General features: G+C 34.3%; 20 protein-coding genes. 5 read left to right on the plus strand and 15 right to left on the minus strand.

What is annotated here, in order from left to right; genetic code table 11:
* Positions 1 to 143: 143 nt before the first annotated feature.
* From NKG37_RS03050 to NKG37_RS03070, 5 genes are all read right to left on the minus strand, one after another.
* Positions 144 to 866, minus strand: a complete 723-nt coding sequence (locus NKG37_RS03050) for a LytR/AlgR family response regulator transcription factor (protein WP_169189246.1) — start codon at positions 864 to 866, stop codon at positions 144 to 146.
* A gap of 547 nt (positions 867 to 1413) precedes the next feature.
* Positions 1414 to 2130 (minus strand): EAL domain-containing protein, encoded by a 717-nt coding sequence (locus tag NKG37_RS03055; protein ID WP_169189247.1) that lies wholly within the window; start codon positions 2128 to 2130, stop codon positions 1414 to 1416.
* A 244-nt stretch (positions 2131 to 2374) separates the two neighbouring features.
* Positions 2375 to 3100, minus strand: coding sequence for a LytR/AlgR family response regulator transcription factor (locus NKG37_RS03060; protein WP_254415770.1), 726 nt, complete (start codon positions 3098 to 3100; stop codon positions 2375 to 2377).
* 409 nt (positions 3101 to 3509) lie between these two features.
* Entirely contained in the window at positions 3510 to 4073 is a 564-nt protein-coding gene (locus NKG37_RS03065) for a TetR/AcrR family transcriptional regulator (RefSeq protein ID WP_254415771.1), read from the minus strand.
* 2 nt (positions 4074 to 4075) lie between these two features.
* Positions 4076 to 4774, minus strand: coding sequence for an MBL fold metallo-hydrolase (locus NKG37_RS03070; RefSeq protein WP_254415772.1), 699 nt, complete (start codon positions 4772 to 4774; stop codon positions 4076 to 4078).
* Between the two features lie 622 nt (positions 4775 to 5396).
* Here NKG37_RS03070 and NKG37_RS03075 point away from each other — a divergent pair.
* The 3 genes from NKG37_RS03075 (at position 5397) to NKG37_RS03085 (ending at position 9224) form a co-directional block, all read left to right on the plus strand.
* The gene (locus NKG37_RS03075; RefSeq protein WP_169189251.1) at positions 5397 to 6428 is read left to right on the plus strand and encodes an NADH:flavin oxidoreductase/NADH oxidase; all 1032 of its coding nucleotides are present in this window, start codon (positions 5397 to 5399) and stop codon (positions 6426 to 6428) included.
* A gap of 700 nt (positions 6429 to 7128) precedes the next feature.
* On the plus strand, positions 7129 to 7539 hold the full coding sequence (locus NKG37_RS03080) for a hypothetical protein (RefSeq protein ID WP_224428095.1): 411 nt from the start codon (positions 7129 to 7131) through the stop codon (positions 7537 to 7539).
* A gap of 203 nt (positions 7540 to 7742) precedes the next feature.
* Positions 7743 to 9224 (plus strand): Ig-like domain-containing protein, encoded by a 1482-nt coding sequence (locus NKG37_RS03085; protein ID WP_254416356.1) that lies wholly within the window; start codon positions 7743 to 7745, stop codon positions 9222 to 9224.
* 529 nt (positions 9225 to 9753) lie between these two features.
* On the opposite strand, the gene NKG37_RS03090 is transcribed toward NKG37_RS03085, so the two are convergent.
* The 10 genes from NKG37_RS03090 to NKG37_RS03135 all read right to left on the minus strand — a co-directional run bounded on the left by NKG37_RS03090 (position 9754) and on the right by NKG37_RS03135 (position 20462).
* Positions 9754 to 9981, minus strand: a complete 228-nt coding sequence (locus NKG37_RS03090) for a hypothetical protein (protein WP_254415773.1) — start codon at positions 9979 to 9981, stop codon at positions 9754 to 9756.
* 402 nt (positions 9982 to 10383) lie between these two features.
* Complete coding sequence (locus tag NKG37_RS03095) at positions 10384 to 11385, minus strand: LLM class flavin-dependent oxidoreductase (RefSeq protein ID WP_254415774.1); 1002 nt, start codon at positions 11383 to 11385, stop codon at positions 10384 to 10386.
* 214 nt (positions 11386 to 11599) lie between these two features.
* Positions 11600 to 12547 carry a dTDP-glucose 4,6-dehydratase gene (gene rfbB / locus NKG37_RS03100; protein ID WP_101729458.1) on the minus strand — a complete coding sequence of 316 codons (948 nt, stop codon included), beginning with the start codon at positions 12545 to 12547 and terminating at the stop codon, positions 11600 to 11602.
* A 298-nt stretch (positions 12548 to 12845) separates the two neighbouring features.
* Positions 12846 to 13784 carry an LCP family glycopolymer transferase gene (locus tag NKG37_RS03105; protein ID WP_101729459.1) on the minus strand — a complete coding sequence of 313 codons (939 nt, stop codon included), beginning with the start codon at positions 13782 to 13784 and terminating at the stop codon, positions 12846 to 12848.
* 348 nt (positions 13785 to 14132) lie between these two features.
* Positions 14133 to 15704, minus strand: a complete 1572-nt coding sequence (locus NKG37_RS03110; RefSeq protein ID WP_254415775.1) for an alpha-L-rhamnosidase-related protein — start codon at positions 15702 to 15704, stop codon at positions 14133 to 14135.
* Entirely contained in the window at positions 15697 to 16611 is a 915-nt protein-coding gene (locus NKG37_RS03115) for an ROK family protein (protein ID WP_254415776.1), read from the minus strand. The genes NKG37_RS03110 and NKG37_RS03115 overlap by 8 nt, the downstream gene beginning before the upstream one ends.
* Positions 16612 to 16673: 62 nt before the next feature.
* The gene (locus tag NKG37_RS03120) at positions 16674 to 17042 is read right to left on the minus strand and encodes a hypothetical protein (RefSeq protein ID WP_142300808.1); all 369 of its coding nucleotides are present in this window, start codon (positions 17040 to 17042) and stop codon (positions 16674 to 16676) included.
* Positions 17043 to 17340: 298 nt separating this feature from the next.
* Positions 17341 to 18168, minus strand: a complete 828-nt coding sequence (locus NKG37_RS03125) for a carbohydrate ABC transporter permease (protein ID WP_254415777.1) — start codon at positions 18166 to 18168, stop codon at positions 17341 to 17343.
* A complete protein-coding gene (locus NKG37_RS03130; RefSeq protein ID WP_235850141.1) occupies positions 18165 to 19121 on the minus strand; it encodes a carbohydrate ABC transporter permease in 957 nt (318 codons plus the stop codon). The genes NKG37_RS03125 and NKG37_RS03130 overlap by 4 nt, the downstream gene beginning before the upstream one ends.
* A 63-nt stretch (positions 19122 to 19184) precedes the next feature.
* Positions 19185 to 20462 (minus strand): ABC transporter substrate-binding protein, encoded by a 1278-nt coding sequence (locus tag NKG37_RS03135; protein ID WP_176474066.1) that lies wholly within the window; start codon positions 20460 to 20462, stop codon positions 19185 to 19187.
* Positions 20463 to 20572: 110 nt separating this feature from the next.
* On the opposite strand from NKG37_RS03135, the gene NKG37_RS03140 reads away from it, so the two are divergent.
* Together NKG37_RS03140 and NKG37_RS03145 are read left to right on the plus strand one after the other, a co-directional pair.
* On the plus strand, positions 20573 to 22318 hold the full coding sequence (locus tag NKG37_RS03140; protein ID WP_254415778.1) for a sensor histidine kinase: 1746 nt from the start codon (positions 20573 to 20575) through the stop codon (positions 22316 to 22318).
* Positions 22311 to 23801, plus strand: coding sequence for a response regulator transcription factor (locus tag NKG37_RS03145; protein WP_254415779.1), 1491 nt, complete (start codon positions 22311 to 22313; stop codon positions 23799 to 23801). Before NKG37_RS03140 ends, NKG37_RS03145 begins: the two co-directional genes overlap by 8 nt.
* Positions 23802 to 23998: the final 197 nt, after the last annotated feature.

Raw genomic sequence — 23998 nt, forward strand, 5'->3', positions numbered from 1 at the left:
CATGGAAAGCGAGCGGACGCCTCGGAAAACAAATCCCTCATCTTATGTTTAAAAAGTGGCTATTGCCCTTCATCATTAACTAGCCAGTTTTTCAGTGCCCTCAATAAGACCGTCCCTCTACTCTTCTTTCCTTTCAAATAATCTTATCGAATCAGCAGCGAATGAACTTCTCGAATTTTTAATTTTGAAATGTTTGCGCTTTTATCTGTTCCTTCGAAGTAAGCCAAATAAGATTCACCGAATAATTCAATTCGAGTGATTCTCTTTAGGTTTACAAGGAAGGAACGGTGGGTACGATAAAAATACCAAGGTAATCGATCAACAAAAGATAGAAAAGCCTCCGTTGTTTCATAAGATGACTTTACAGTGTGAATGATTGTCTTTCGAGCTATTATCTCTATGTATAGTATATCTTCTATTCGCAAATAGAAAAAACGATTGCTTAACTTAATTAGAATTCTCTTGTCTTTTCCGTTCTGAGTAGTTCTTTTAATTATGGAATGTGATTCTTTTATTTTATATAAAAGGGATAGCAGTCGTGATTCCTCAATAGGCTTGAATAAATAACCAATTGCTGAATAATTGAATGCTTCTATTGCCAACTTCTTTTCCCTTCCTATTAAAATTAACTCAAAAGCGGGAAGATAATCCTTATACGCGCTATTAAAAATAGTGGAATGGATAGAGGGTAAATCATAGTCAACAATAATAATATTGGGTCTTTCCAGATAAATTAATTCTAATAATTCTTCACCAGTCTTTGCTTCACCTATTATCTTAAAACTAGAATGTATAGCAATAGATTCTTGTAAAAAAGAACTTATATGTGAATCTACTTCAGCTACCGCTATCGTTAGCGTTTCCATTCTTTCTCCTTTCTATATAAGACTACACCTGATGATCCATTTGATTATCTCCCATTTCATCTGGGTAATGATTGTATAGTTAAGGAGTCCTAAATGCTAACTAAAGTAACCAAAAAGTTTAACATAACCATCTATTCCTTTTACTAGCAACAAGGTTTTCGTCCCATACTCCCTCATATATCTCTAAGTCTTTAAGTAAAATATAACTACTTTCTTATAATATTCCAATGGCATTTTGAACTATTCTCTCGGGTCTTCCATCCTAGCTATACAAAAATAGCTGCCCTCAAATGTTTGAATCGCATGTTAGAAAGCGAAATCTAAACAAAGTGTTACGACAGCTTTTTCTATAAAGAAAACTTCCCTCAGTGGAGGTTAGTTGCACTTATCGGACCTTTACGGGCAGTTTAGCTTCCTCGATTTTCTGCAGCTTGCGGTTGGGTTTTGCTGCTCGTTAAGAGTGAGATAAAACAATATTATACCCATTACTCTCTTTATTAAATAGGAGTAGAAGAAGAAAAAAGATGGACCTTTCATTATAATCAGCTTATACTAACATTTCTGGTTTCCCTAGCAGAAACCCTTGCCCAAAAGGAACCTTAAGTGCTTTTGTCATAGCTAAATCTGTCTCTTCTTCAATTCCCTCAAGGATAACTTTCATCTTTTCATCTGCAAAGTCCATTAGTAAATGAACTATTTTTTGTTTTTCGGGAGAAAAGGCTAAATTATTAGAAAAATAGCGATCTAGTTTAAGATAGTCTGGAGACACCTCCATGATATTTTGAAAGTTAGCGACCCCTTTTCCAAAATCATCTAATGCAATCTGAAACTGGTTTTCCTTTAAAAACTGGAGTTTTTCTTTAAATAGTGGTAAATCCCATAATTCACTATCTAGCACGGTTTCATTTAATTCGAAAATAATCTTGCCTTTCATAGCAGGAAAATTTTCTACTAATGATAATATAAACGATTCAAATAATTCATCTAATAGAGTCGATGGAAATATATTGATAAATAGTGGCTTCTTCCTTCTTGCTGAAAGTGTCTGGTAGTGTTCAATCGTATCGTTGATAAGAAAGGTATCTAATTTAGATAAATAATTCTCTTTTCTTGCATTAGCAAAAAAAGTTTCTAACGGTAAGTCTGGATCATCAGAAATACGCAACAATGATTCATATCCAATTATTTTCCATTCTTTTATATTCCAAATAGGCTGGTATACATGATAAAAATTTTGGCTTTTTAATCTTTTTATTATATCCACTTAGGGTATCCTCCAAAATAAACTAAAAGTCCTGATTCTCTCCATTTGACCTAATCATACAAGTAAATGTACCGAAATTGTCATTAATTGTCTATTCGATATACCGCCATTGAGACGTATTTTCAGTCATTTATGAATGAAAAGCATACATTTTAAACAGAACTTGATACATTTCAGAGCTTCTACAAAATGTTCCACATTTCGACATATTTATTTCTAACTAACAGATAAAAAAGAACTACTTTTATAAAAACATCAATACCCTTTTCTTGACCTCATCAATTTTCAGCTTGGATATTTTCGCTTGTCTATTAACTCCATTAAAGGAAGCAATATATGTTTCCTTATATGGACTAATTTCCGTGACTTTTTCTAGATTGATAATATAGGAGCGATGAGACAGACAAAATGAGCCATTCAATTGATGCAATAGCTCTCCGATATTTTCTCGTGTTTCAAATACATCCCTAGTTGTATAGATAACACATTTCTTATCTATCTTCTCAATAAAATATATTTCTTCTTTTTTAATATAGTACATGCCCTTACTATATTTAACTGGCAAATTATTGATAGAGTGGAATGCCTGATTCTCTTTTTGCTTTTTTATTATTTGTTTTGCTTTTATAATCGATTTTGATAAGCGAAAATTCCTAATTGGTTTCATTAGATAATCTATTGCTTCTAATTCTAATGCAGTTAGTGCATACTCTTCAGAATCCGCAATAAAGATAAAGTTAACATCCTTACATAATTTATAACACTGCTGCATTACTTCCAATCCATCCTTGAATGGCAGATTTACCTCAGTAATAATTAAATCTGGCTTGAACTTGATAATTTTATCTAGTAAGTCCTTGCCATTATTACACTCATCAATAATTTCAATATCTGAATGTGCTTTTAGATAATGACAAATACAGGCATTTATTCGGTTGTCTTTATCAGCTATAATTGTCCTTATTGACATAGTTTACTCCTTTCCCTCCGCATCCACTACCTTATTTCTGTCTTGCTCTTTAAAAAATGACTAATGTTATCGATTAGCCGCTGTATATTTACTATTGCGAATATTATCGTTATTATTAATAGAGGATATTCCATTAATTAGTTAAGTGACTGAACTATTTTAACACGTTCTTTTTTTTAAAACCACATATATGTTTTCTCAGCAAATTTTTCTCCAAAAAAAAGAGCCACTACGAATAGTGACTCCAATAAAGTGAAACTTCCATCCGTAGGGGGTTTCCTTCCTCCCTACTGATGGTTAGTCGAACCAATCGGACCTTTACGGACAGTTGATCTCCCACCAATCTTCCTCGTTTACTCATAAGCTTGAGGGCGGAGTCTTACTGTCCGTTAAGGGTGGGATAAACGATTTAATGCCTTTCCAAGCCTTCTATAAAGGTAGAAACTAAATAATAAAAACTTTCATTCACATCTATCGGCATCCCAAACCCATTATGGTTTTCTATGGATGCAAAGCCATGGAGAATGCTTCTTAAGCCACGAATAGCATGAATGGTATCTTCCCTGCTTAAATTGTAAGGGCTTAATACTTCTGTCAACAATGCAATTATTTGATTGGCAGCAGCGGTAATTTCCGCCCCTTTCTTTGAAGTGGATTCGATAGTTAACTCATATAATCCTGGCTGCTCTCTAGCAAAGGTTAAGTAAGCAATACTTAACGGATGAATCGCCACTTCTTTTTTGACCTGGGAAACTGCTTGTTTCAGTACTTGATAGAGGTTTTCGAGAGCTCGTAATGTGAGTAGATTCATAATATCGGGTAGTCCGCTAATATGATTATAAAGAGAAGGAGATTTAACTCGAAGTCGCTTCGCCAAGTTAGCCATCGTTACTTCCTTTATCCCTTCTGTATTGGCAATCTCTATTGCTGATGTAATAATATCTTGGGTTGTTATCCCTGCTCGTGGTGACATAGTTATCCCCTTTCTCTTTCAAGTAATGATTCAATGGATAGATGAGCATTTTCAAGTAAGTTTCCATGCCCAGTGGCAAGAAGACTTATATTAAGAGGAAGTATTTTTTTTGCACTCTTTATCGCTTCTGCTTTATTCCAAGTAGCCATTGCTGGGAATGGAAAAAAAGCTCTAAATTGACCGCTAACAGCGAGGCCTCCTCTTGTTTGAAAAGCATCTCCAACAATCAAACTATTATCTCGCTTATCAAGAAATCCAAAACTCCCAGGTGTATGACCTGGTAAAGCAATGCACAACAGAGAACCAATTTGTTCACCATCTTTTATTAAAACGTCTGGTTTTGTTTGAATATTTTTTGGTAGGCCACCTTTTAAAACAAATGGCTCCTCTTCCTTATCGATGGTATGATCCCCACTCAATATTCGAGCATCTCTTACCGATATATAAACTTTTGCGTTCGGTAGTCTCTCTTTTAAAGCATCCAATGATCCAATATGATCACCATGAGCATGGGTTAAAATAATTTTCGTAATTGGCTTTTTTCTTTCTTCCGCAAACGCTAGAATTTTTTTATAGCTGAAAGGTAAAGCAGCATCAATTAATGTTAATTCTTCTCCTTCTTCAACCAGATAGCAGTTTACTGGAAAAATCATTGGCAGAAATGTTAACTGATATAAATAATTACGTTGGATTATTCTCAATAGATTAACCTCCTCAACAAAACTAATGGTATTAGTTTTTATTTTAACTAATACCATTAGTTTTAGCAAGAAATAACTTTTAAAACAAAAAAATACTCCTTATTAAGAGTATTATAAAAGTTAATTCATTTAGTTATTAAGTATAGACTTATATCTCTCTTTTTTTGCCGCAACGCACACACTTATTGGAGTAATAGCTAAATTTATGCCGTCTTTTAAGAAAACAGATAATGGAACGTAATTTCACTTTATCATCTCCATCCCCCAATAATTTGAGTATTCAATTGTCTTCCTCTGTGAAGTTGCGCCTTTTTTTTACTTGAAGCCGCATTTTAGTAATTATATTCATTATATAACAACATATTAATAAGATAAAATAATATACCTTTAATTTACTGTATATTTAAAATATTTTAATATTAAAATTGATTTCTCTTAATGGATAATTTTTTTTACTAGTATTTAAGGTTCTAAAATCCACACATACTAGAGGGAGACAACGGATCTTTTTCCCCCTTTTGTGCATAATAATTTCTTGTTGAAAGCAGAATATTTGAATTAAACGATCGCTGGTGGTAATTTTTAGACAAACAATTAAATTTCAATGAAAGAAGGCATGGATATGAAAGATCTATTTTCTCCTTTTTCTTATAAAGGATTAGCATTAAAAAACCGTGTAGTGATGCCTCCAATGTGTCAATATTCAGTGGAGAAGAAAGATGGAATCGCAACAGATTGGCATTATGTCCATTATGTAAGTCGTGCGATTGGTGGAGCTGGGTTAATCATTATTGAAATGACAGATGTAGAACCCGATGGTCGTATTTCCGATAATGATTTAGGTTTATGGTCTGATGAGCATATCGCACCATTAAAACGCATTGTAGATGCATGTCATCAATACGGCGCAAAAGTAGGTATTCAAATTGCCCATGCTGGTAGAAAAGCAGAAGACGCACCACAGCCAGTATCAGCATCTGCTATTCCATTTGATGATAAGTCAAAAACACCAAGAGAATTATCAACAGAAGAAGTAAAAGGCATGGTAGAGAAATTCCGCCAGGCTGCTGCTCGTGCTATTAAAGCTGGATTCGATACAATCGAGTTGCATGGTGCTCATGGTTACTTAATTCACCAGTTCCAATCTGCTTACACAAACAAACGGGAAGATGAATACGGCAAAGATCTAACAAAATTCGGTGTAGAAATCATTAAAGCTGTGAAAGAGGAAATGCCAGCAGATATGCCGTTAATCATGCGTGTTTCTGGTAAAGAATATGTTGAGGGCGGATATGATATTGAAGACAGTGTTGCATTTTCTAAAAAGTATGAAGAAGCTGGAGTAGATATTTTCCATGTCAGTGCGGGTGGAGAAGGTCCAATTGCTGCTGCAGGTAAACCAGGAACACATGTCGGATACCAAGTTCCTTTAGCTCGTGCATTTAAACAAGGATTAACTGTACCAGTTATTGCAGTTGGAAGATTAGACTCACCAGAATTAGCAAACTCTGTTATCGGAAACGAAGATGCAGATCTTGTTGCAGTTGGAAGAGGCATGCTTCGCAATCCATATTGGACCATTGAAGCTGCTGCACAATTACGAAAAGAAACAGAAATTCCTAAACAATATACGGTAGCATTTCCACAGAGATAGGGATATGTGATAATTTTTGATAAACGAGCACCTGGGAAAGAACTTCTCAGGTGCTCGTTTTTCTAGAGGGACGCAGAGAGATAGTTCTAGTGATTTCTTTTTTAAAGGCATCACTAGCAGATTCATTCCATTTTATGGTATTATCTTCTCAAAGGAGCTGATTGCTAAGTGATAGATTTTGTTCTTGGTCTCTTAAGCACTGTTGGGGACATTTGCGCAGCAATTGCAGCATCTGCTTTGGAAAAACTAGAAGGTAAGTAACGCTCTCAGAGGGACGGTTCTACCGTTTCTCTTTTAATTTAGTACCCCAAAAAAGGGAAGCAGAGGAACCGTCCGAGGGCACAGAAAAACTGGCTAGTTAATGATGATGGACAATAGCCATTTTTAAACATAAGATGATGGATTTGTTTTCCGAGGCGTCCGCTCGCTTTCCATGGGGCGAGCGCCAAGCCTCCTCGTCACTACGTTCCTGCGGGGTCTCGGACTTTCTCGCAGCTCCCATAGGAGTCGAGCGGACGCCTCTCCAAACCAACCTTATTTTACTTTCAAATATGCTTGCTCTTCATTTCGCACGAAAAAAAAGACTTTTTCAGTGGGCTCGAACCGTCCCTCTGCTTCCCTTTTTTTGATGATTTTTCCAATGAAAACGTTTATAATCATCCTGTAATACTACTAATCTATTATTGGAAGAAGGGTTCGAATGAAAAGGAATCTAGCTATGAAAGCTATTGTTATGCTGTTATTAGTTTTTTCATTAGCGTCAGGAAGTACTACTCTCGATGTACAAGCTGCCGCTAAAACTTTAAAAACCGGGGTTTATGTTGTAGGAAAGGATTTATCCCTAGGTTTAAATAAATTTACCATTTCCAGTGGTACGGCAGAATTATACGTTGATCGAGGAGATTATACAATTATTGAGGAAGAAATTGATAGTGATAATTACTATAGTTCCAATCAATTTGTTGCCAGTTTAAAAAAAGGGGATATAGTTGGACTCGATCTATCCCGAGGTTCTTCTCCAGTAGAAGTCGCGTCTATTTCAAAAATTAACTTAAAGAAAATATCCAATGGTTTTTATGAAGTTGGAACCGATATACCTGCAGGAAATTAAACCATTAATTTTGATAATCCTGATGATGAAGAAGATGTAGTATATATAGGCATCTACGATAAAAACTATAATGAAAAAAGAACGGATATCCTCTATCCAGAAGACGAACCTTATTCGGATACTATCTCTAAAGGAGACATAGTATACGTCTACTATATGATTGGTACAATAAGCTTTACGGAAAAAACATCATTCCACAAAGCATTACTTTCAATAAATCTAGTGTTTCGCTTAAAGTAAACCAAACTGAAAAATTAACTGCTACAGTACAACCAGCAAATGCTACAAATAAAGGATTGACCTGGTCAACAAATAATGCGGCAGTAGCTACAGTTGATGCAAGCGGAAATGTGAAAGCCGTAAAAGCAGGAAATGCAACAATCACTGCAACAGCAAAAGGCAATCCTAATATAAAGAAGAGCATTACCGTTACTGTTACAAAAATTGTACCGACTGATTTGAAACTAAGTAAGTCTACTTTAAATATCACAAAGAATCAGACATTCAAAGTATCTGCTACTATAACACCTGCAAATGCAGCTGATAAAACGGTGCAATGGAAAAGTTCTAACACAAAAGTTGCAACGGTTGATACAAAAGGGAATATAAAAGGAGTGGCTAATGGGAAAGCAACGATTACCGCTACTGCCAAGGATAACTCAAAAGTTGCTAAAACAGTTGCAGTCACTGTCTCTGCTAAAACGGTAAAAGTAAATAAAACTAGTTTATCTATTACAGAAGGGAAATCAGAAACACTCAAAGCAACTGTTTCCCCTTCAGATAGTACCGATAAAACAGTTAGCTGGAAATCTTCCAATACCAAAGTAGCAAAAGTAGATAGTAAAGGGAAAGTAACAGGGGTGAAAAAAGGTACAGCTACCATTACAGCTTCAGTGAAAGGAGCTAAAGAGGTAAAGGTAAAAGTGACAATTACTGCCCCAGTTGCTGCTAAATCAATAAAGGTGAATAAAACAGCCGCTACTTTAGATAAAGGAAAAACACTAACTTTATCTGCAACAGTTAGTCCTAGTAATACAACCAATAAAACAGTAAAATGGAAAACATCGAATGACAAAGTAGCCAAAGTAGACAGCAAAGGAAAAGTAACCGCAGTAGGTGCAGGTACGGCTAAAATTACCGCTTCCACTACCAATGGAAAAAACGCAACTGCTACGATAACTGTACCTTATGTAAAAAGCTTAAGTGCAGGAACATGGAAAGCAGGCAAAGACCTTCCTGCTGGTCGTTACAAAATTACAACTAATTCTGGTAGTGGCAATTTATTTATCGGAATGGGAACCGATCGATTTATAAACGAAATTCTTTCAAGCGAGCAAGATGATTTCGGTGTTATCGCTGTGACAACCGATATCAAAAATGGCGATTCCATTGAAATTGCAGGATTAAATAATGTGCAGTTTAAGCAAGTATCCAACGTTAAATCAAATACTCTCCATGCTGGATATTGGACTGTAGGGAAGGATATTAATCCAGGAAAATATAAAATAACAACACCAAGCGGTTCTGGCAATTTAATTATTTATAGAGGAAATAGTTTGTTAGTAAATGAGATTCTTTCTAATAAATCAGATGGCTACTCTGTAACTAGTGTAACCACTACACTAAAAACAGGAGACCGGATAAATATTTCCAGCTTAAATAAGGTTGTTTTCACAAAAAAATAATTGACTCTCTCAAGAGGATGGGACATAACTAAATAGATACTCTGTAAAGACGAACAATTTCTAATATAGCTAGTAAATAGCGGCTGCTTTCGCATACTTTTTACAAGAGGAAATATAATTAGTTGGAAAAACAGAGCAGCCGGAATACACGAAGACTCCTATGGGATTAGCGAGACAGTCTGAGACCCTGCAGGCCACAGGCCGAAGCGGCTCAGCGCGAGCCCCATGGAAAGCGAAGTGTATTCCGGCTGCGGGGAATCGCACCAAACTTCATGGAAACATCCTTTGAAAAACAAATAAAAGCCCGAACAATTATACGGAACATTCATTAGCATCTTCGTATAATTGTTCGGAATTATCCTTGGCTGGAATACTTATGTCCCAGCCCCTTTATTTATGTTTTTATTTGCAATATACATATTTACCACATAGAAAGAAAACTATAACAACAAAAAAATCGAGTACTTATCAAGTCTCGATTTTTTATTTTAATAACCTCAAAAGAACCGTCCCTATGCTTCCCTCTATGTCACATACCTGTTTTATATTTTTTTTCACTTGAAGACGTATTTTTTGTATCATGTTTTGCCTTTTCTTCTCTTAGCTCTTCTTTTAAATCTTCCATTGGAATAGGATCAACCGTCTGCTCTATCTCAAACTTATCAAATATACTCTCATTCTCTGTAGGATATTGTTCCGGATTATCCATATCCATTTGTGGATTATAAGAAGCTGACTTCCCTTTATTTTCCGCCATCAACTATCACCTCCCTATTACCTTATTAATACCCGAATTTCATTAATAGTACTCAGAGGGACGGTTCTACTGATTCCTTTTATGAGGTGCGTTAAGCTTAGGGAAGCTGGAGAACTATCCCACCGACTCCCAAACCCCACATAATCCCATTTTTCCTAATTCATTCATGTTTAATGTCCTTCAAATCGTCTATATATAAGAAAAAGGGGGGCGTTAATATATGGTTAAAAATGAGGATTTAAAAAACAAAACGGTAGATCGTGATTTTGAGATAACGGAGGAGCAGGAAAAGAAGCAACAGGAAAAGGAGAAAGAGGATAAAGAGAAATAATGAAAAATGGTACTTGCTCTCAGGAGAGCAAGTACCATTTTTCATATCACTATATTTCATTCAAGTAAAACCTATTTCCCCTCTACCACTTCTCTCAATATCTCATAAGAGCGTTTCTGCTTTTCAGGGTCAAAAATATAAGAAACAGCCATTATTTCATCCACATTAAAACGGTCTTGGAAAGCGATAAGCTGCTTCCGAACAGAATCTTTACTTCCTATAAGAGTGACACTTGACATCGATTTTGCCATTTCTTCTTCCTGTGAATTCCATAAGCCATCTAAACTTTCTACTGGTGGCTGAAGCGGCATTTGTGTACCACGTACAACATTCAGGAAAAATTGATGAGTAGACGTCTGCAATACGGCCGCCTCTTCGTCTGTCTCAGCTGCAATCAAGTTCAAGCAAACCATCATATAAGGCTTATCCAAATACTTTGAAGGCTTGAAACGTTCACGATAAATCTTGATTGCGTCTGCCATATATCTTGGTGCAAAGTGAGAAGCAAAAGCATAAGGCAAACCTAGACTTGCCGCTAAGTAAGCAGAGTCAGTAGAAGAACCAAGAATATATATCGGTACATTTGTACCAACTCCTGGATGAGCTTTTACATATCCTTGTTCTTCTTCAGGTCCAAAGTACGTAAGAAGGGCGTTAACATCCTCAGGAAATGTATAGACTGAATCCTTTTGAGAGCGTCTTAATGCACTCGCAGTCAGCATATCAGTTCCAGGAGCCCTTCCAAGACCTAGATCAACTCGATTTGGATAAATCGTTGCCATCGTCCCAAATTGTTCTGCAACCACTAATGGGGAATGATTAGGCAGCATAACTCCACCAGAGCCTACGATAATACTATCTGTGTGTTCAAGCGTATGCTTAATTAAGATTGCAGTTGCCGAACTTACAAGTGTAGAAGTATTATGATGCTCAGCAATCCAATAGCGTTTATAACCCATTTTTTCCGTTGCTTGTGCTAAATCCACCATTGATTCAATAGCTTCCTTAGAATTTTGTCCTTCACGAATTGGAGCAAGGTTTAATACAGATAAAGGTATATTTAAATTTGCCATTTTGCAAGATCCTTTCTTGTTTAAGTCATTCTTAATCATATCAATTGCTTAACAAGAAAAAAAATTATTTGCTTGCGGGAGGCACCACAGGAATAGAAAAAGGAAGAATAAATAGCTATTACCTCATGCATTTTAGAAATATTATTCCCTATTCAGTCACAATTATCCTAATGATCCAATCTAAATGAAAAGCAGAAGATACTTCCCACTGCTTCTATTTATACCATTGGATAGTTTGGGCTATGCCAGTTTGAAATGTGAAGGTTGGCTGCCAGCCTAATGCTGTTATTTTTGTTGGGTCGATGGCATATCGTTTGTCGTGGCCGAGGCGATCAGGGACAAATTCGATGATTTCTTCTGACTTACCTAGTATGTTTATAATGGTTTTTACTACTTCTAAATTTGTTCGTTCATTATGCCCACCAATATTGTATATTTCTCCGTTTTCACCTTTATGGAGCACTAAATCGATGGCTGTACAGTGATCATATACATGTAGCCAGTCACGAATATTCTTCCCGTCTCCATATATAGGAATCTTTTGATCATTTATAACACGAGAAATCGTCAAAGGGATTAATTTCTCAGGAAATTGATAGGGTCCGTAATTATTTGAACAACGGGTAATATTAATTGGTAAACCATATGTTTCATGATAGGCACGAACAAACATATCTGAAGATGCTTTACTTGCACTATAGGGACTATTGGGTTGAAGTGGGCTATCTTCCGTAAAGAAGGAAGTGGAATCGAAGTCTAATTCTCCATACACCTCATCTGTTGATACATGTAGAAACTTTGTCACGCCAATTGTTTTTGCCGCATCTAATAATACTTGCGTGCCAAGAACATTTGTCCTTACAAAAATTTCTGGAATTGTAATAGAGCGATCAACATGGCTTTCTGCTGCAAGATGTGTTACATAGTCGAACCTCTCTTTTTCAAAAAGAGCAAGGATGGTATCTCTATCTACAATATCTGCCTTAATAAAGTGATAATTTTCCTTTCCTTCTATTGTTTTATGCTTTATTAAATCACCTGCATATGTTAGTAAATCCAAATTATAAATTTCATAATCCGGATATTTATTCACCATATATTGAACAAAATTTCCTCCAATAAACCCTGCCCCACCTGTTACTAAGACCTTCTTTCTCGCCATTTCACTTACCACCTTCTTTTTTCTATATAAAGTATTTCTCTCTCTACTATTGGAATACAGTATGTCTATATTTATTATAGTGAAAATTTTCCTGACAATTTAGAAAAACAAAAAAAACTGCTTTCTTCAGTTTTTTTGTTCATCCATATAAGAAAGAGCAGTTGGGTTATAAGAAGAAATTCCTATACTTGTTGAAATTTGCAATTCATTGCATCCTTTTAGCAAAGACAGAGACAGGATAATTGTCCTCCCTAAAAAAGGTACTAGCTATTGTCAGCTAGTACCTTTTTAACCTTCTTTATTGTAAATTCTCACTCAACATATCATGAACTTTCGTTTTTTCTTCTTCTGGAACATTTAAATAATAGGTTTGTCCAGGAGGAGTGCCTTGTCCTTTTACTTCATATTGCTCTACGGATTTTCGCACATCACGGTAGTTTTTCTGTATGCTCATCATTTGATCAAACGTAATGTTTGTTTTGACATTTGCTCCAAGTGCATCTAGTATTTCATCAAAATGAGCTACTGTTGATACTCCTGTAGCTTTATCAATAATAGCTGAAATGACTTCCCGCTGTCTATCATTTCGTCCAAAATCACCATTTGGATCTAGATGACGCATTCTAACAAATCCCAATGTTTGAGGACCATCTAATGTTAAAGTTCCCTTTTTATAATGATAGCCTTTTTTATAATATCCTTCATCAATCCAATCCAAGTCATTTTGAACAGTAATTCCGCCAAGGGCGTCAACCAAATCACTTAGCGCTTCCATATTTACTTGGATATAATAATCCATTTTAACACCTGTGAAATTTTCTACCGTATCCTTAGCCATTTTCACTCCGCCATAAGCATAGGCTGAATTGATTTTTGTCACTCGCCCATCCCCAATGATTTCTGTTTTCGTATCACGAGGAATACTTACCATCTGCATTTTATCATTATTTGGATTCAAAGTCATGACAATGAGAGTATCCGATCTTCCTACATCACCTTTTCTTTCATCCACACCCATGAGCAAAATAGAGATTGGTTTTGTATTATCAAGCTTTTCTTCTCTTGCTTTTTTCTCTGAATTCGAATCACCTTCAAGAGGATTATACATTTTGTTTGCTGTCTCTTCTACGCTATGAAATAGATAAAACGCATAAGACCCTAATCCAATAACAAGTATTCCAATAATTACTCCTAAAGTAATCCATATCTTTTTCTTTTTGCTTTTCCTTGTTCTCATTCACGCTCTCACTTTCCTTGTTAAATTTTTGCTCATCCATTTTAGTATAAAAAAATGAGAAAATGATGAAAATAAGGATGGTTCTCCTAAATTTTCTAAAAAGAAAGCAGGAGAACCATCCCTCCCTATAAAATCCTACATAGGAAATGATATCTTTTGAATTAACTATAAAGAATACTAAATCGTATAACCGCAAATTAATCTAATACTTCACTTCAATCCTTAGTATGTATTCAAAAAGACCATTCTACTGCGAATATATCCAACCAATTCATGGTAATTGTCCCTCTATATCCCTCAAATTCCAATATGTAATTTTATTTAAAGGTGAAAAAATAAAAAGGTCTGTTATAAATTATACTTCCTGATTAAATAGGTTGGTGTGCAACTCCAGGCATGGCAATAACTATTAATTAGGTAGCCTCCATAAGGTGAGAAAGTTTTATCTTTTGGATTATAGAGTTCCCAAAATGTATCTGCTCCATCTTTTAGCATTTCTCCCCAATATTCTTTCATTTTTTTCACAGCGGTTTCTTTTTCTCCTGCAACTATGTATGCCTCTACAAGATGATGATACATATAAGGAGTCGATGGTTCAATAGCAGAGACCGTTGATAATTTCCTTAGAATACATTGTGCCTCCACTGTCGAAGGAACACCTGCAAGAATCATCCATACCTGACTTGCGTAGGATATCTGCTTATTTTTACCACTAATAAATAAACCAGTATTTGAATCCCACAGATGTTTTTTACTTGCCTCTACTAATAGAGGAATTTTATCCGCTAAAAAAATTGCGTGTTCTTTATTAACTATCTCTGCAATCGAAAGTGCCTTTTTCATTATATATATAAGGATGCCTTGAGCAGCTGTTTCCTTTTCCAATCCTTCAGCCCAATCAATAAAAGCAAAGAATCCTTCTCCTTTTAAAAGATTATTTGTATCTAAAGACTTTAAGGTATTCTCTATTTGTTTAAAAGCAATTGGCCATAGTTCAATCAGCGTCTCCGTATCTTTTGTTTCTTTATAGTAGTCTACTAATGTATCCATAAAAAAGAGAGAGTAATCAGTGAAATAAGTATCATCTGCAATAACAGCTGGTTGGATAAATAAATTGGCAGCAATCCTACCTTTATCGTCTGGTGTGCCTGCAAAAAGATATAGACAGCGTTTTACTAGGTCATTATTCTTAACTGTTGCATAATTAGCTAACGCTTGAAGGCGGAGATCTCCTAGCCATAGACGGCGATCACGTTTCGGACCATCTTCAAATACTTCCTGCATACAATCAACAAGTGTCTTTATGCTGACTTCGTCAATTCTCTTCAGAAGTAAATCTGAATTCTCCAGTTTGCTAACAGCTGCTGTGTCTGCTGAACTTACACTTTTACAAACTATATTATTAAAACAAACCTTGTATTTTGGTGAGGTAGCTAGTACTTCTATTTTTACATATCGAAAACTATAGCGCCTCTCTAAATTAAGGATTCCAGGTAATACATCCATATGAATAAATTCTTCTTGTAACCAAGCACTGCTTATAATTCCATTGTAGGTGGAAAAATCCTCGGCGACTTCAACTGGCATCTCTCCAAAAGTGATTTTCAGATGAAGCGGCGCATCCGGTGGGCTCCCTACTGGTTTAATGTGCAGGGATAAATAGCCTACTTGATGATTATCAAAGTCAAGGATAATTTGATCCTTTTTACCTAAAGTTAAATCAGGTAATTTTTCTATGGAATGAATATGTTTTGTTTTCCAACCATGTATGATTTCATCATCAGGAACTACATCTACTATTTGAACGGGAAGAACAATTGCTTCTTTTAATCTAGGAAGTAATCTCTCTGCCTTTTGTAAAAAGTTCTTATTCTCGATAATCATTCTATCTTGATTTTGTTGAAAAATCATTTCACTCATACACGATTTCCCCACCTTTTTTCATTCCTTTTAAAAATTGATACAGAGCCCCATACAAATTAGCATCACTAAGAAACTTGCAAGGAACCACTACTGGTTTTGCTACGTGGAAAGGGTTTTCCTTTCTTAATTGCTCCATTGCCCAATGGATTCTCTCATGTAGAATAGGTTGCGAACTAATCCCACCCCCTATGGAAAATAGTTCTGGATCCAAAATATATTGTAAATTCATTATTTGGGCAGCTATATAAAGACAATATTCATCAAAAATCTCGTTAGCCTCTTTATCACCAGAGTTAATATAATCAAAAACTGCTACTCCGTCTGTTAAATCATCCAATTGTTTTATTTCTGCAATATGTTTTACCATTTTAACAGCCGAACAATCATTCCCTACAAACCTTCCCTTTTTTGTTGCTATATCTATATTACTCATCACATAACTGAGCTCACCTGCAGATAAATTTATTCCACGATGAAGTTGTCTATTAAGGATAATACCTCCTCCAACTCCACTACCGAGAATCAAAACAACTGCATCATTCACTTCCTTTAAACTACCTTGCCATAGCTCAGCTAATGCTGCACATTTCCCATCATTCTCAATGGTCACCTTTTTTCCGTATTTCTCCTGCAAGTCGCAAGCCAAATTTACTTTATGCAAAAATGGATAAGAGCCACCATAATAAATCATCCCTGTATTCACATCAATTGTTCCAGGACAACTAAGGGCAATTCCCTTTATATTCGTTAGGTCATGCGCTTCCACAATTTCATAAAGAATATTTTTAAAAGCAATTAAATTTTCTGTTGTCGTTCTTTTTTTATTTTTGCAGTGAAGATTACCTTCCGTATCCATTAATCCATATTTTATAAAAGTTCCTCCTATATCAATCACCAAATACATCTAATATGCTCCTAACTTATTTTTTAAATACCTACTGCGTAAAATGAGAAAATAACTCCATCTTATTCGAGATTAACTAAGCGAATTGATTTCGTATTAGCTCTAAACAGAAAGTAGAGAAAATATAAAGCTGTACTGAAAATAAAAAGGATAAACATAAAAGAGATTTTCTGAACAGCAATAATCAGTGCTGCCATCAAAACAATCATTAATACACTTAATGGAATTTGTTTAAAAAAATTTATCATACAAAATAGTAATAATGTTTTCCCTTCATACTTTTGAGCATTGCCAATCATAATGATTACCATTAACACTTCTATGCAAAAGAAAATGACATTCATCATTGTAAATACATTGGTTACATAGGATGCTTGCAAAGGAACATATAAAGTAGCCAAAGTTAGAAATATACATAATATACATGCCATCCATATTTTCCACTCATGTTTTACTGTATAAATTAGTTCCTTACAAAATGTATAAAATATTCTTGTTGATTCATTTTTCAATAGCTTATTCAAGCATCTTACACTTGCAACGCAAGAAGGAATAATAGTTTGACTTACAAGAAAAAACAAAGGGAAAAAGATAAGCCTAAAATCAATCGCAAAAAAGAATTGAAAAAACAATACATTTGTTATTAAAAACAAACTATTCAAAATAAAAAACTGATAAATGTAATTGGAATAGCTCAAGCCCTTTTCCAAAAAATTTCTCATTTCATCTCTATCCTTTCACCGCACCTGAGGATATACCGCTTACAAAATGTTTTTGTAATAAAGAGAAAGTGATAATTAACGGAATAGCACAGAGAATACAAGCTGCAAAAAGAACACTCCATTGTGCTGGATTTTCTTTATCTCCTAAGAAATTAAGCATCGTAACCGGGAGACTCATTTCCGCTTGTTTGCTGACAAAGATTAATGGATAGAAGTAGTCGTTCCAAATCCATATACCTTGTGTTATCACTACCGAAACAGTTGCAGGAGATAATAATGGAAAGACAATTTTAAAAAAGCGAGTAAATAAATTTGCCCCATCTAAATAAGCTGATTCTTCTATTTCAGCTGGAATCGTTCGCATAAATCCAGTGTATAAGAATGCTGAAAATGGAATGCTGCAGGTAATAAACATAATCATTGGTGTAAATCGATTACTAGGTACACCTAATGTATCAAATACTTGTGCAATAGGTATTACCACCATTTGTCCCGGGATAATCAAGCCCGAAATAAACAGAATATATAGGAATCTACTCCATTTATTTCGGATTCTTCCGAGTGGGTAAGCAGCCATTGAAGCTAGCAAAACAACAGCAAATACGCTACCAAAAGTAGTAATAATACTATTTATAAAGGAGGTGCCAAAGTTCATTGCCTGAAAAGCTGTCTTATAACTTTCAAAAGAAAACTCCGTAAACAATTTTAACGGAGATGAAGTATCTCCAGGCGGTTTGAAAGAAGTTGACAACGCTATCGCTAATGGTGCCAATGTTACTATTAAGAAAATAATGAGCCCTAAGTGAATTCCCATTTTTCCATATTTTATTTTCATTCCATTTCACTCTCCTTCTTATTCATAATGACCAATAAGAGGGCTGTAATAATTATAATTACAATAAACGAAACGACAGAGAATGCTGCTGCTTTTCCAAACTGCTGCTCTGTAAATGCCATCTTATAAATAGAAAACATCAATGTATTAGTTGAATCACCAGGACCGCCATTAGTCATAATAAATGGATAGTCAAATGCTTTTAAACCATTAATAACGGATAATACTATGTTTATGGTAATAGCAGGAGCTAATAAAGGAATTTTCACATAACGAATAAGTTGTAACTCATTACACCCATCCATACTTGCCGATTCAAGCAAGGAATCATCAATTGTTTGTAACCCTGCTAAATAAATGATCATCGTTTGTCCAATGTTCTTCCATATATCAACTACTGTTATTCCATATAAGGCATTTTGGTAATCACCTAAAATATTAAATGTACTTGCATCGATTCCAATCAAATTCATAACGGATGGAATCATACCTGATTGAGGCATATAAACATAGCTCCAAATAAAGCCAATTACTATTGCGCTAAATAATGCAGGAATATAGGCTGCTGACCGATAAAATCCCATTCCTTTTATCTTGGTATTTAAAGCCATTGCCAAAATAAGAGCCAAAATATTTCCTACTATAACTAGTAAAACGGTGTATATTAAAGTGTTTTTTATTGAATTTGTTAAAGTTCCAGACTCGATAATCGATTTAAAATTATTGAACCCAACATTATTATAATTCATGTTAAAGCCGTTAAAATCAGTAACGCTAAAAGTAAACAGTTTTAAAAATGGCCATATCCAAAAGATAGCAAATATTAATAAAGCTGGGATTACAAAAATAAATAATCGATTATTCATAACTAGAGACTGCTGTTTCATCAAGATATTCTTTTTCGGTTTTCTAGGTCTATTTAACTCCGCTTTAATTTCTTTAACAGTTTCCATGAAAGATGACTCCTCCTCCAAAAGAGGATAAAGGGGATTTCTGCCCCTCTATCATTTTCTATACTATTCACTCTTCAACTCATCAAACTTCGCTTGCATCGCCTTGGCAACATCTTTTGGATCCAGTTTACCAGTACCAATCATTTCACTAAACTTCGCTTGCATTTCCGTTTCTGTTCCTGATGGCCAGGCTTGATTACACCAATAGAAGGAGCGTCCTGCTTCGAATGCAGGAATAACATCATTAAATACAGGATTGCTTAATTCCACTCCTTTATAGGTTGTGAAAGAAGTGGCAGTTTGAATCCATGCATCATAAAACGCAGATTCACCATCTGACATTTTATTAAAAATTTCTTTCAGCATCTCTTTATGTTCACTTTTTGAACTTATTGCATATCCAGCTGCAGTTGCCGCAGCGATATAAGAATCTCCAGTATCATTTGCCGGTAATCCCATAAAACCTAATTCAAAATGATCATTTTCTAGTGCAGGAAAGCTAAAATCTCCGTCAAAAATCATTGCTGCTTGTTGATCTTTAAATATTTGCTGTGCCTGCGGCTGGCCTAACCCCAATGAATTACTAGTTACATATCCCTTATCATAAAGTTCTTTGTACAATGTAATTGTATTAACCCATAAAGTGTCTGTAAAATTGGTTTCCCCTGTGTATAATTGATTATCAAAATCAGGATTGTTTGGATATACTTGGTTAGCAGCGATTTGATACATTCCAAATTGAATCATAAAAGAATCTTTATCCCCCATTACAATAGGAGTAATACCAGCTTTTTTAAGTACCTCACACGCATTTAGAAATTCATCCCAATTTTTAGGGATTTCAAGATTATTCTCCTTAAATACATCTTTGTTATACCATGTTCCTAATACACCAATCCCACTGGATAAAGCATACGGTTTACCCTTATAAGACATATCCTCTTTCCCTTGCTCAACAAGTTTGTCCCAATTTTCTAGGTCAGACAAATCTTCAATGTACCCTGCTTTTGCCATTTCTTCTACCGAACTTGCACTAGCCTTTTTGGGTTGAACTAGGAACATATCCGGTGATTGCCCTGTAGATAATTTACTTTTTAAAGCTGTATAGTATTGATCATCAGGTAATAACGTATATTCAACCTTTGTACCTGGATATTCTTTTTCTACTAACTCTTTAAACCGCTCTAAATAAATTCCCTGTGTACCGTTTTTCACACCTGATGCCATTACGGTAATGGTATTACTATTACCTGTACCACCAGAACTCTTATCGCTTCCACAAGCAGTTAACAGTATCATTATAAAAAGCATAGTAATAATTATTGTTAAAACCTTTTTCATCATTTATCCCCCTTTTCATTTCTATATGTCCATAATAAAATAGGTGAAGTATATTTTTTTTTACTGTTATGGTATACTTTTTTTAGATTATTCATGTTAGGGTGACCGTTTTGAAAATTCAAAAAAAGCTAATGCTATATACTTTAGTAATTACTGGTTTGTCCTTGTTATCGCTCGGATTTTATTCTTATACTTTCTACTACAATAATTCTTCGAAAGAAATGAAAGCGAATACAAATTCTGTTATGCACCAGGCTATAGATACCCTCAATAAACAAATAGACGAAATAGACATTCTAACGGAAAAAGCACAATTTTATTCCAAAAGTTCCTATAATTTAATGAATGATTTGCGTAAGTATAAATCAAATAACTATTCGAAAGAGGACCTATATTACACTAATGAGGAAATAAAAGGGATCTTTTCTACATTGCTATATCGTACAAGCAATATTAATTTCTTAGCAATCACCACACCAAACGGTCATATCTTTTCCTATTCCAATACATATAAAGATTTTTCCTATGGATTTAATCCGCTTAGTGAACCTTGGTATAAAGAAGCATTAAAAGCGAAAGGTGATCTGGTTATCAGCATACAACAAGAAAATAACTACATCGTTAACGGATATAACGAATCTACTATCTTTTTTACAAGAGCAATCTATGATTTTTATTCTAAAAAACTATTAGGAGTAATGCTAGTTAACTGCGAGCCTGACTATTTTCGTTTTATTTCGGAAAATTCCTTGCAGAATATGGTTGGATTTCAAGTAATCAAATCAGACTCATTTGAGACGCTTTATGAAAATTTAAATAAACAGATGGATACAAACCCATATATAAAAAATCAAACCTTAGCTTCAACAGAATATCCCATTCAAATTCGTGCCTTTATTGACTTTAGTGATTACCACAAGTTACTTTTCAAGACATTCGTCACAATCATTCTTATTTTGGGCATTGTACTTGCTGTGTCTTCTGTTATTTTTTACTTTTTTTCAAAAAAATTCACTTTACCGATTATTAATTTATCAAAGGTAATGAGAAAAAACTCCATGAATAATATTTATTGTTTGGAAGACTCTTCTTTTTCTAACCAAAATAATGAAATTGGAACCCTTTATCGAGAATATCAAAAAATGTTGACTACACTTAATCAATATCTTACTGAAAAAATAGCATTTGAGAAAACTCTATTAACAACAGAAATGAATGTATATAAAAACCAAATTGATTCCCACTTTCTTTACAATACATTAGAATCCATCAATTCTTTAGCAGAACTCGAAGATATTGAAGAAATATCCATAATAACTATTGCCCTTTCAGATATGTTTAAATATGCGTCCAACGGTTTTGCAAACGACGCTCAACTTTCAGATGAACTTAAACATGTAGAAGATTATCTTAAAATACAAGAAATTCGTTATCAGAAGAAATTTGATTACGAAGTTAAAATTCAATCTGATGAACTCTATCATTCAATTGTCCCAAAATTAATACTCCAACCATTAGTTGAAAATGCGATAAATCATGGTTTTAATAAAGGACATCTAGACGGAAAAATTCGGCTCCACATCAGTTTACATGGTGATAATCTACTAATCCAAGTTTCTGATAATGGAAGGGGAATGAGTAACGCAGAATTACATAAATCGAGAAAGAAACTTAAAGATGCAGTTACAATTATTCGGCATTTAGAATCTCATATAGGCTTAATCAATATCGAAACTCGACTGGTACTTACTTTTGGAAAAGATTATGGCTTAACTATAGAAAGTGCGCTAGATCAGGGTACGAATGTAATCGTTTTAATTCCCTTGATGATTAGGAGGACAGAACATCTTGTATAATTTTATTATTGTTGATGATGAAGAAATAATTCGAAAAGGAACATTAAAAAAAATACAAAAACTCAACTATCCGCTAACTTGTATTGGGGAAGCATCTAATGGACTAGAAGCTTTAGGTTTACTAAATAAACTTAAACCTGACTTTATTATCACAGATATGGATATGCCCTTAATGGATGGCACCCAGCTTTTAGACAATCTAATAAAAAATCACCCTAATCTAAAAGTAATTGTTATTAGTGGATATGAAAATTTTTCTTATGCCCAAAAGGCTATCCAAGCAAAAGCACTAAGCTATATTTTAAAACCCTTCAGTCGAGAAACTATTAGTACGATCCTTACCCAAATAATGGAGACATTACAAGAAGAGAAGGAAAAGAAAAATAACACATCGAATATAGCAGAATGGAATGTATTAAGCCATTTTATTATAGGGAACATAACGATTAATAAACTTCCAATACATTTAATCAAAGAATTTTCTAATAAGCAATTAAGATTAGCAACTATTTACTATGAGCAAGCAATCCAAGCAAAAACACTAACAGATAATTATATCCTTTTGCCTCATCCACAGGAAGATAATATGGAATTCGTCATTCTAGAAGAGGATGAAAAATTAAATTTTTGTGACAGACTTTCCAGCTTTTCATTTACGTCCAATTCATTTCTATGTGGGATCAGCGAAAAAGTGGATAATCCAACACAGCTTTTCGAAGCGTATAAACAAACAATTACAGCAATTAATACAAAGCAGAGTAGCGAAATAAAAAATATATTTCATTATAAAAGAAACGAAGAAAAGCGTATAATCCACTTTGAAAAAATAAATGAGATTATTTTCTTTATTGAATCTGGAAAAAGCAATGTATTGAAAGAAAGATTGACAGCTATCCTTACAGACATGATAAAAACAAATAATTTAACTTTAGGAGAAGTCAAACACATCGGTATTTTTCTTCTTGAGCAAACAAAAGGTATGCTAAACAATTTTTATAATACAAATACAAACCATACATTACCTGATATCTATAAAGCAGTTTATGAAACAATATTTTCCTTTGAAAAATTAATAGAGTACTTCATAAACTTCCTTTCGAATATAGCTGAAAGTATGAGCTATGAAAAAATTTATGCTTCTAAGGATACTATTGAAAATGTGAAGAGTTATATTTCGAAATATTATTATAAAGATATAAAATTAGACTTTTTATCAGATATATTCTTTCTTAATAGTGCTTATCTATCTACTCTTTTTAAAGAAAGAACAGGACAAAAATATATAGACTTTTTAAATTCAGTACGTATTGAAAAAGCAAAAGAACTATTAAATAAATCCGATCGAAAAATATATCAAATTTCAAAAGCAGTAGGCTATGATAACCCTAAATATTTCTTTCGTGTTTTTAAAAAGTACACTGGACTTTCCCCAGAACAATATAAAAAAAGACTTCAAGAAGAAGGTTCTTCAGCTTCCATTTAAAGACGGTTTAGCTATTGATTACTGGATTGGCGATAACAGGACTTTTCAAGGTAATTATTACCATTCAATCAGACATTATTGATTATTCGGAGGACAAAAATAATAAAAGTATTGCAACTTTTTTATGGTTTTGCAGATAAAAATACGCTTCATCTAGGTACCAAAAGTAATCTGATTCCTAATCGATATAACCAACC

It is taken from the genome of Niallia sp. RD1 (assembly GCF_024219955.1).
Taxonomy (GTDB): Bacteria; Bacillota; Bacilli; order Bacillales; family Cytobacillaceae; genus Niallia; species Niallia alba.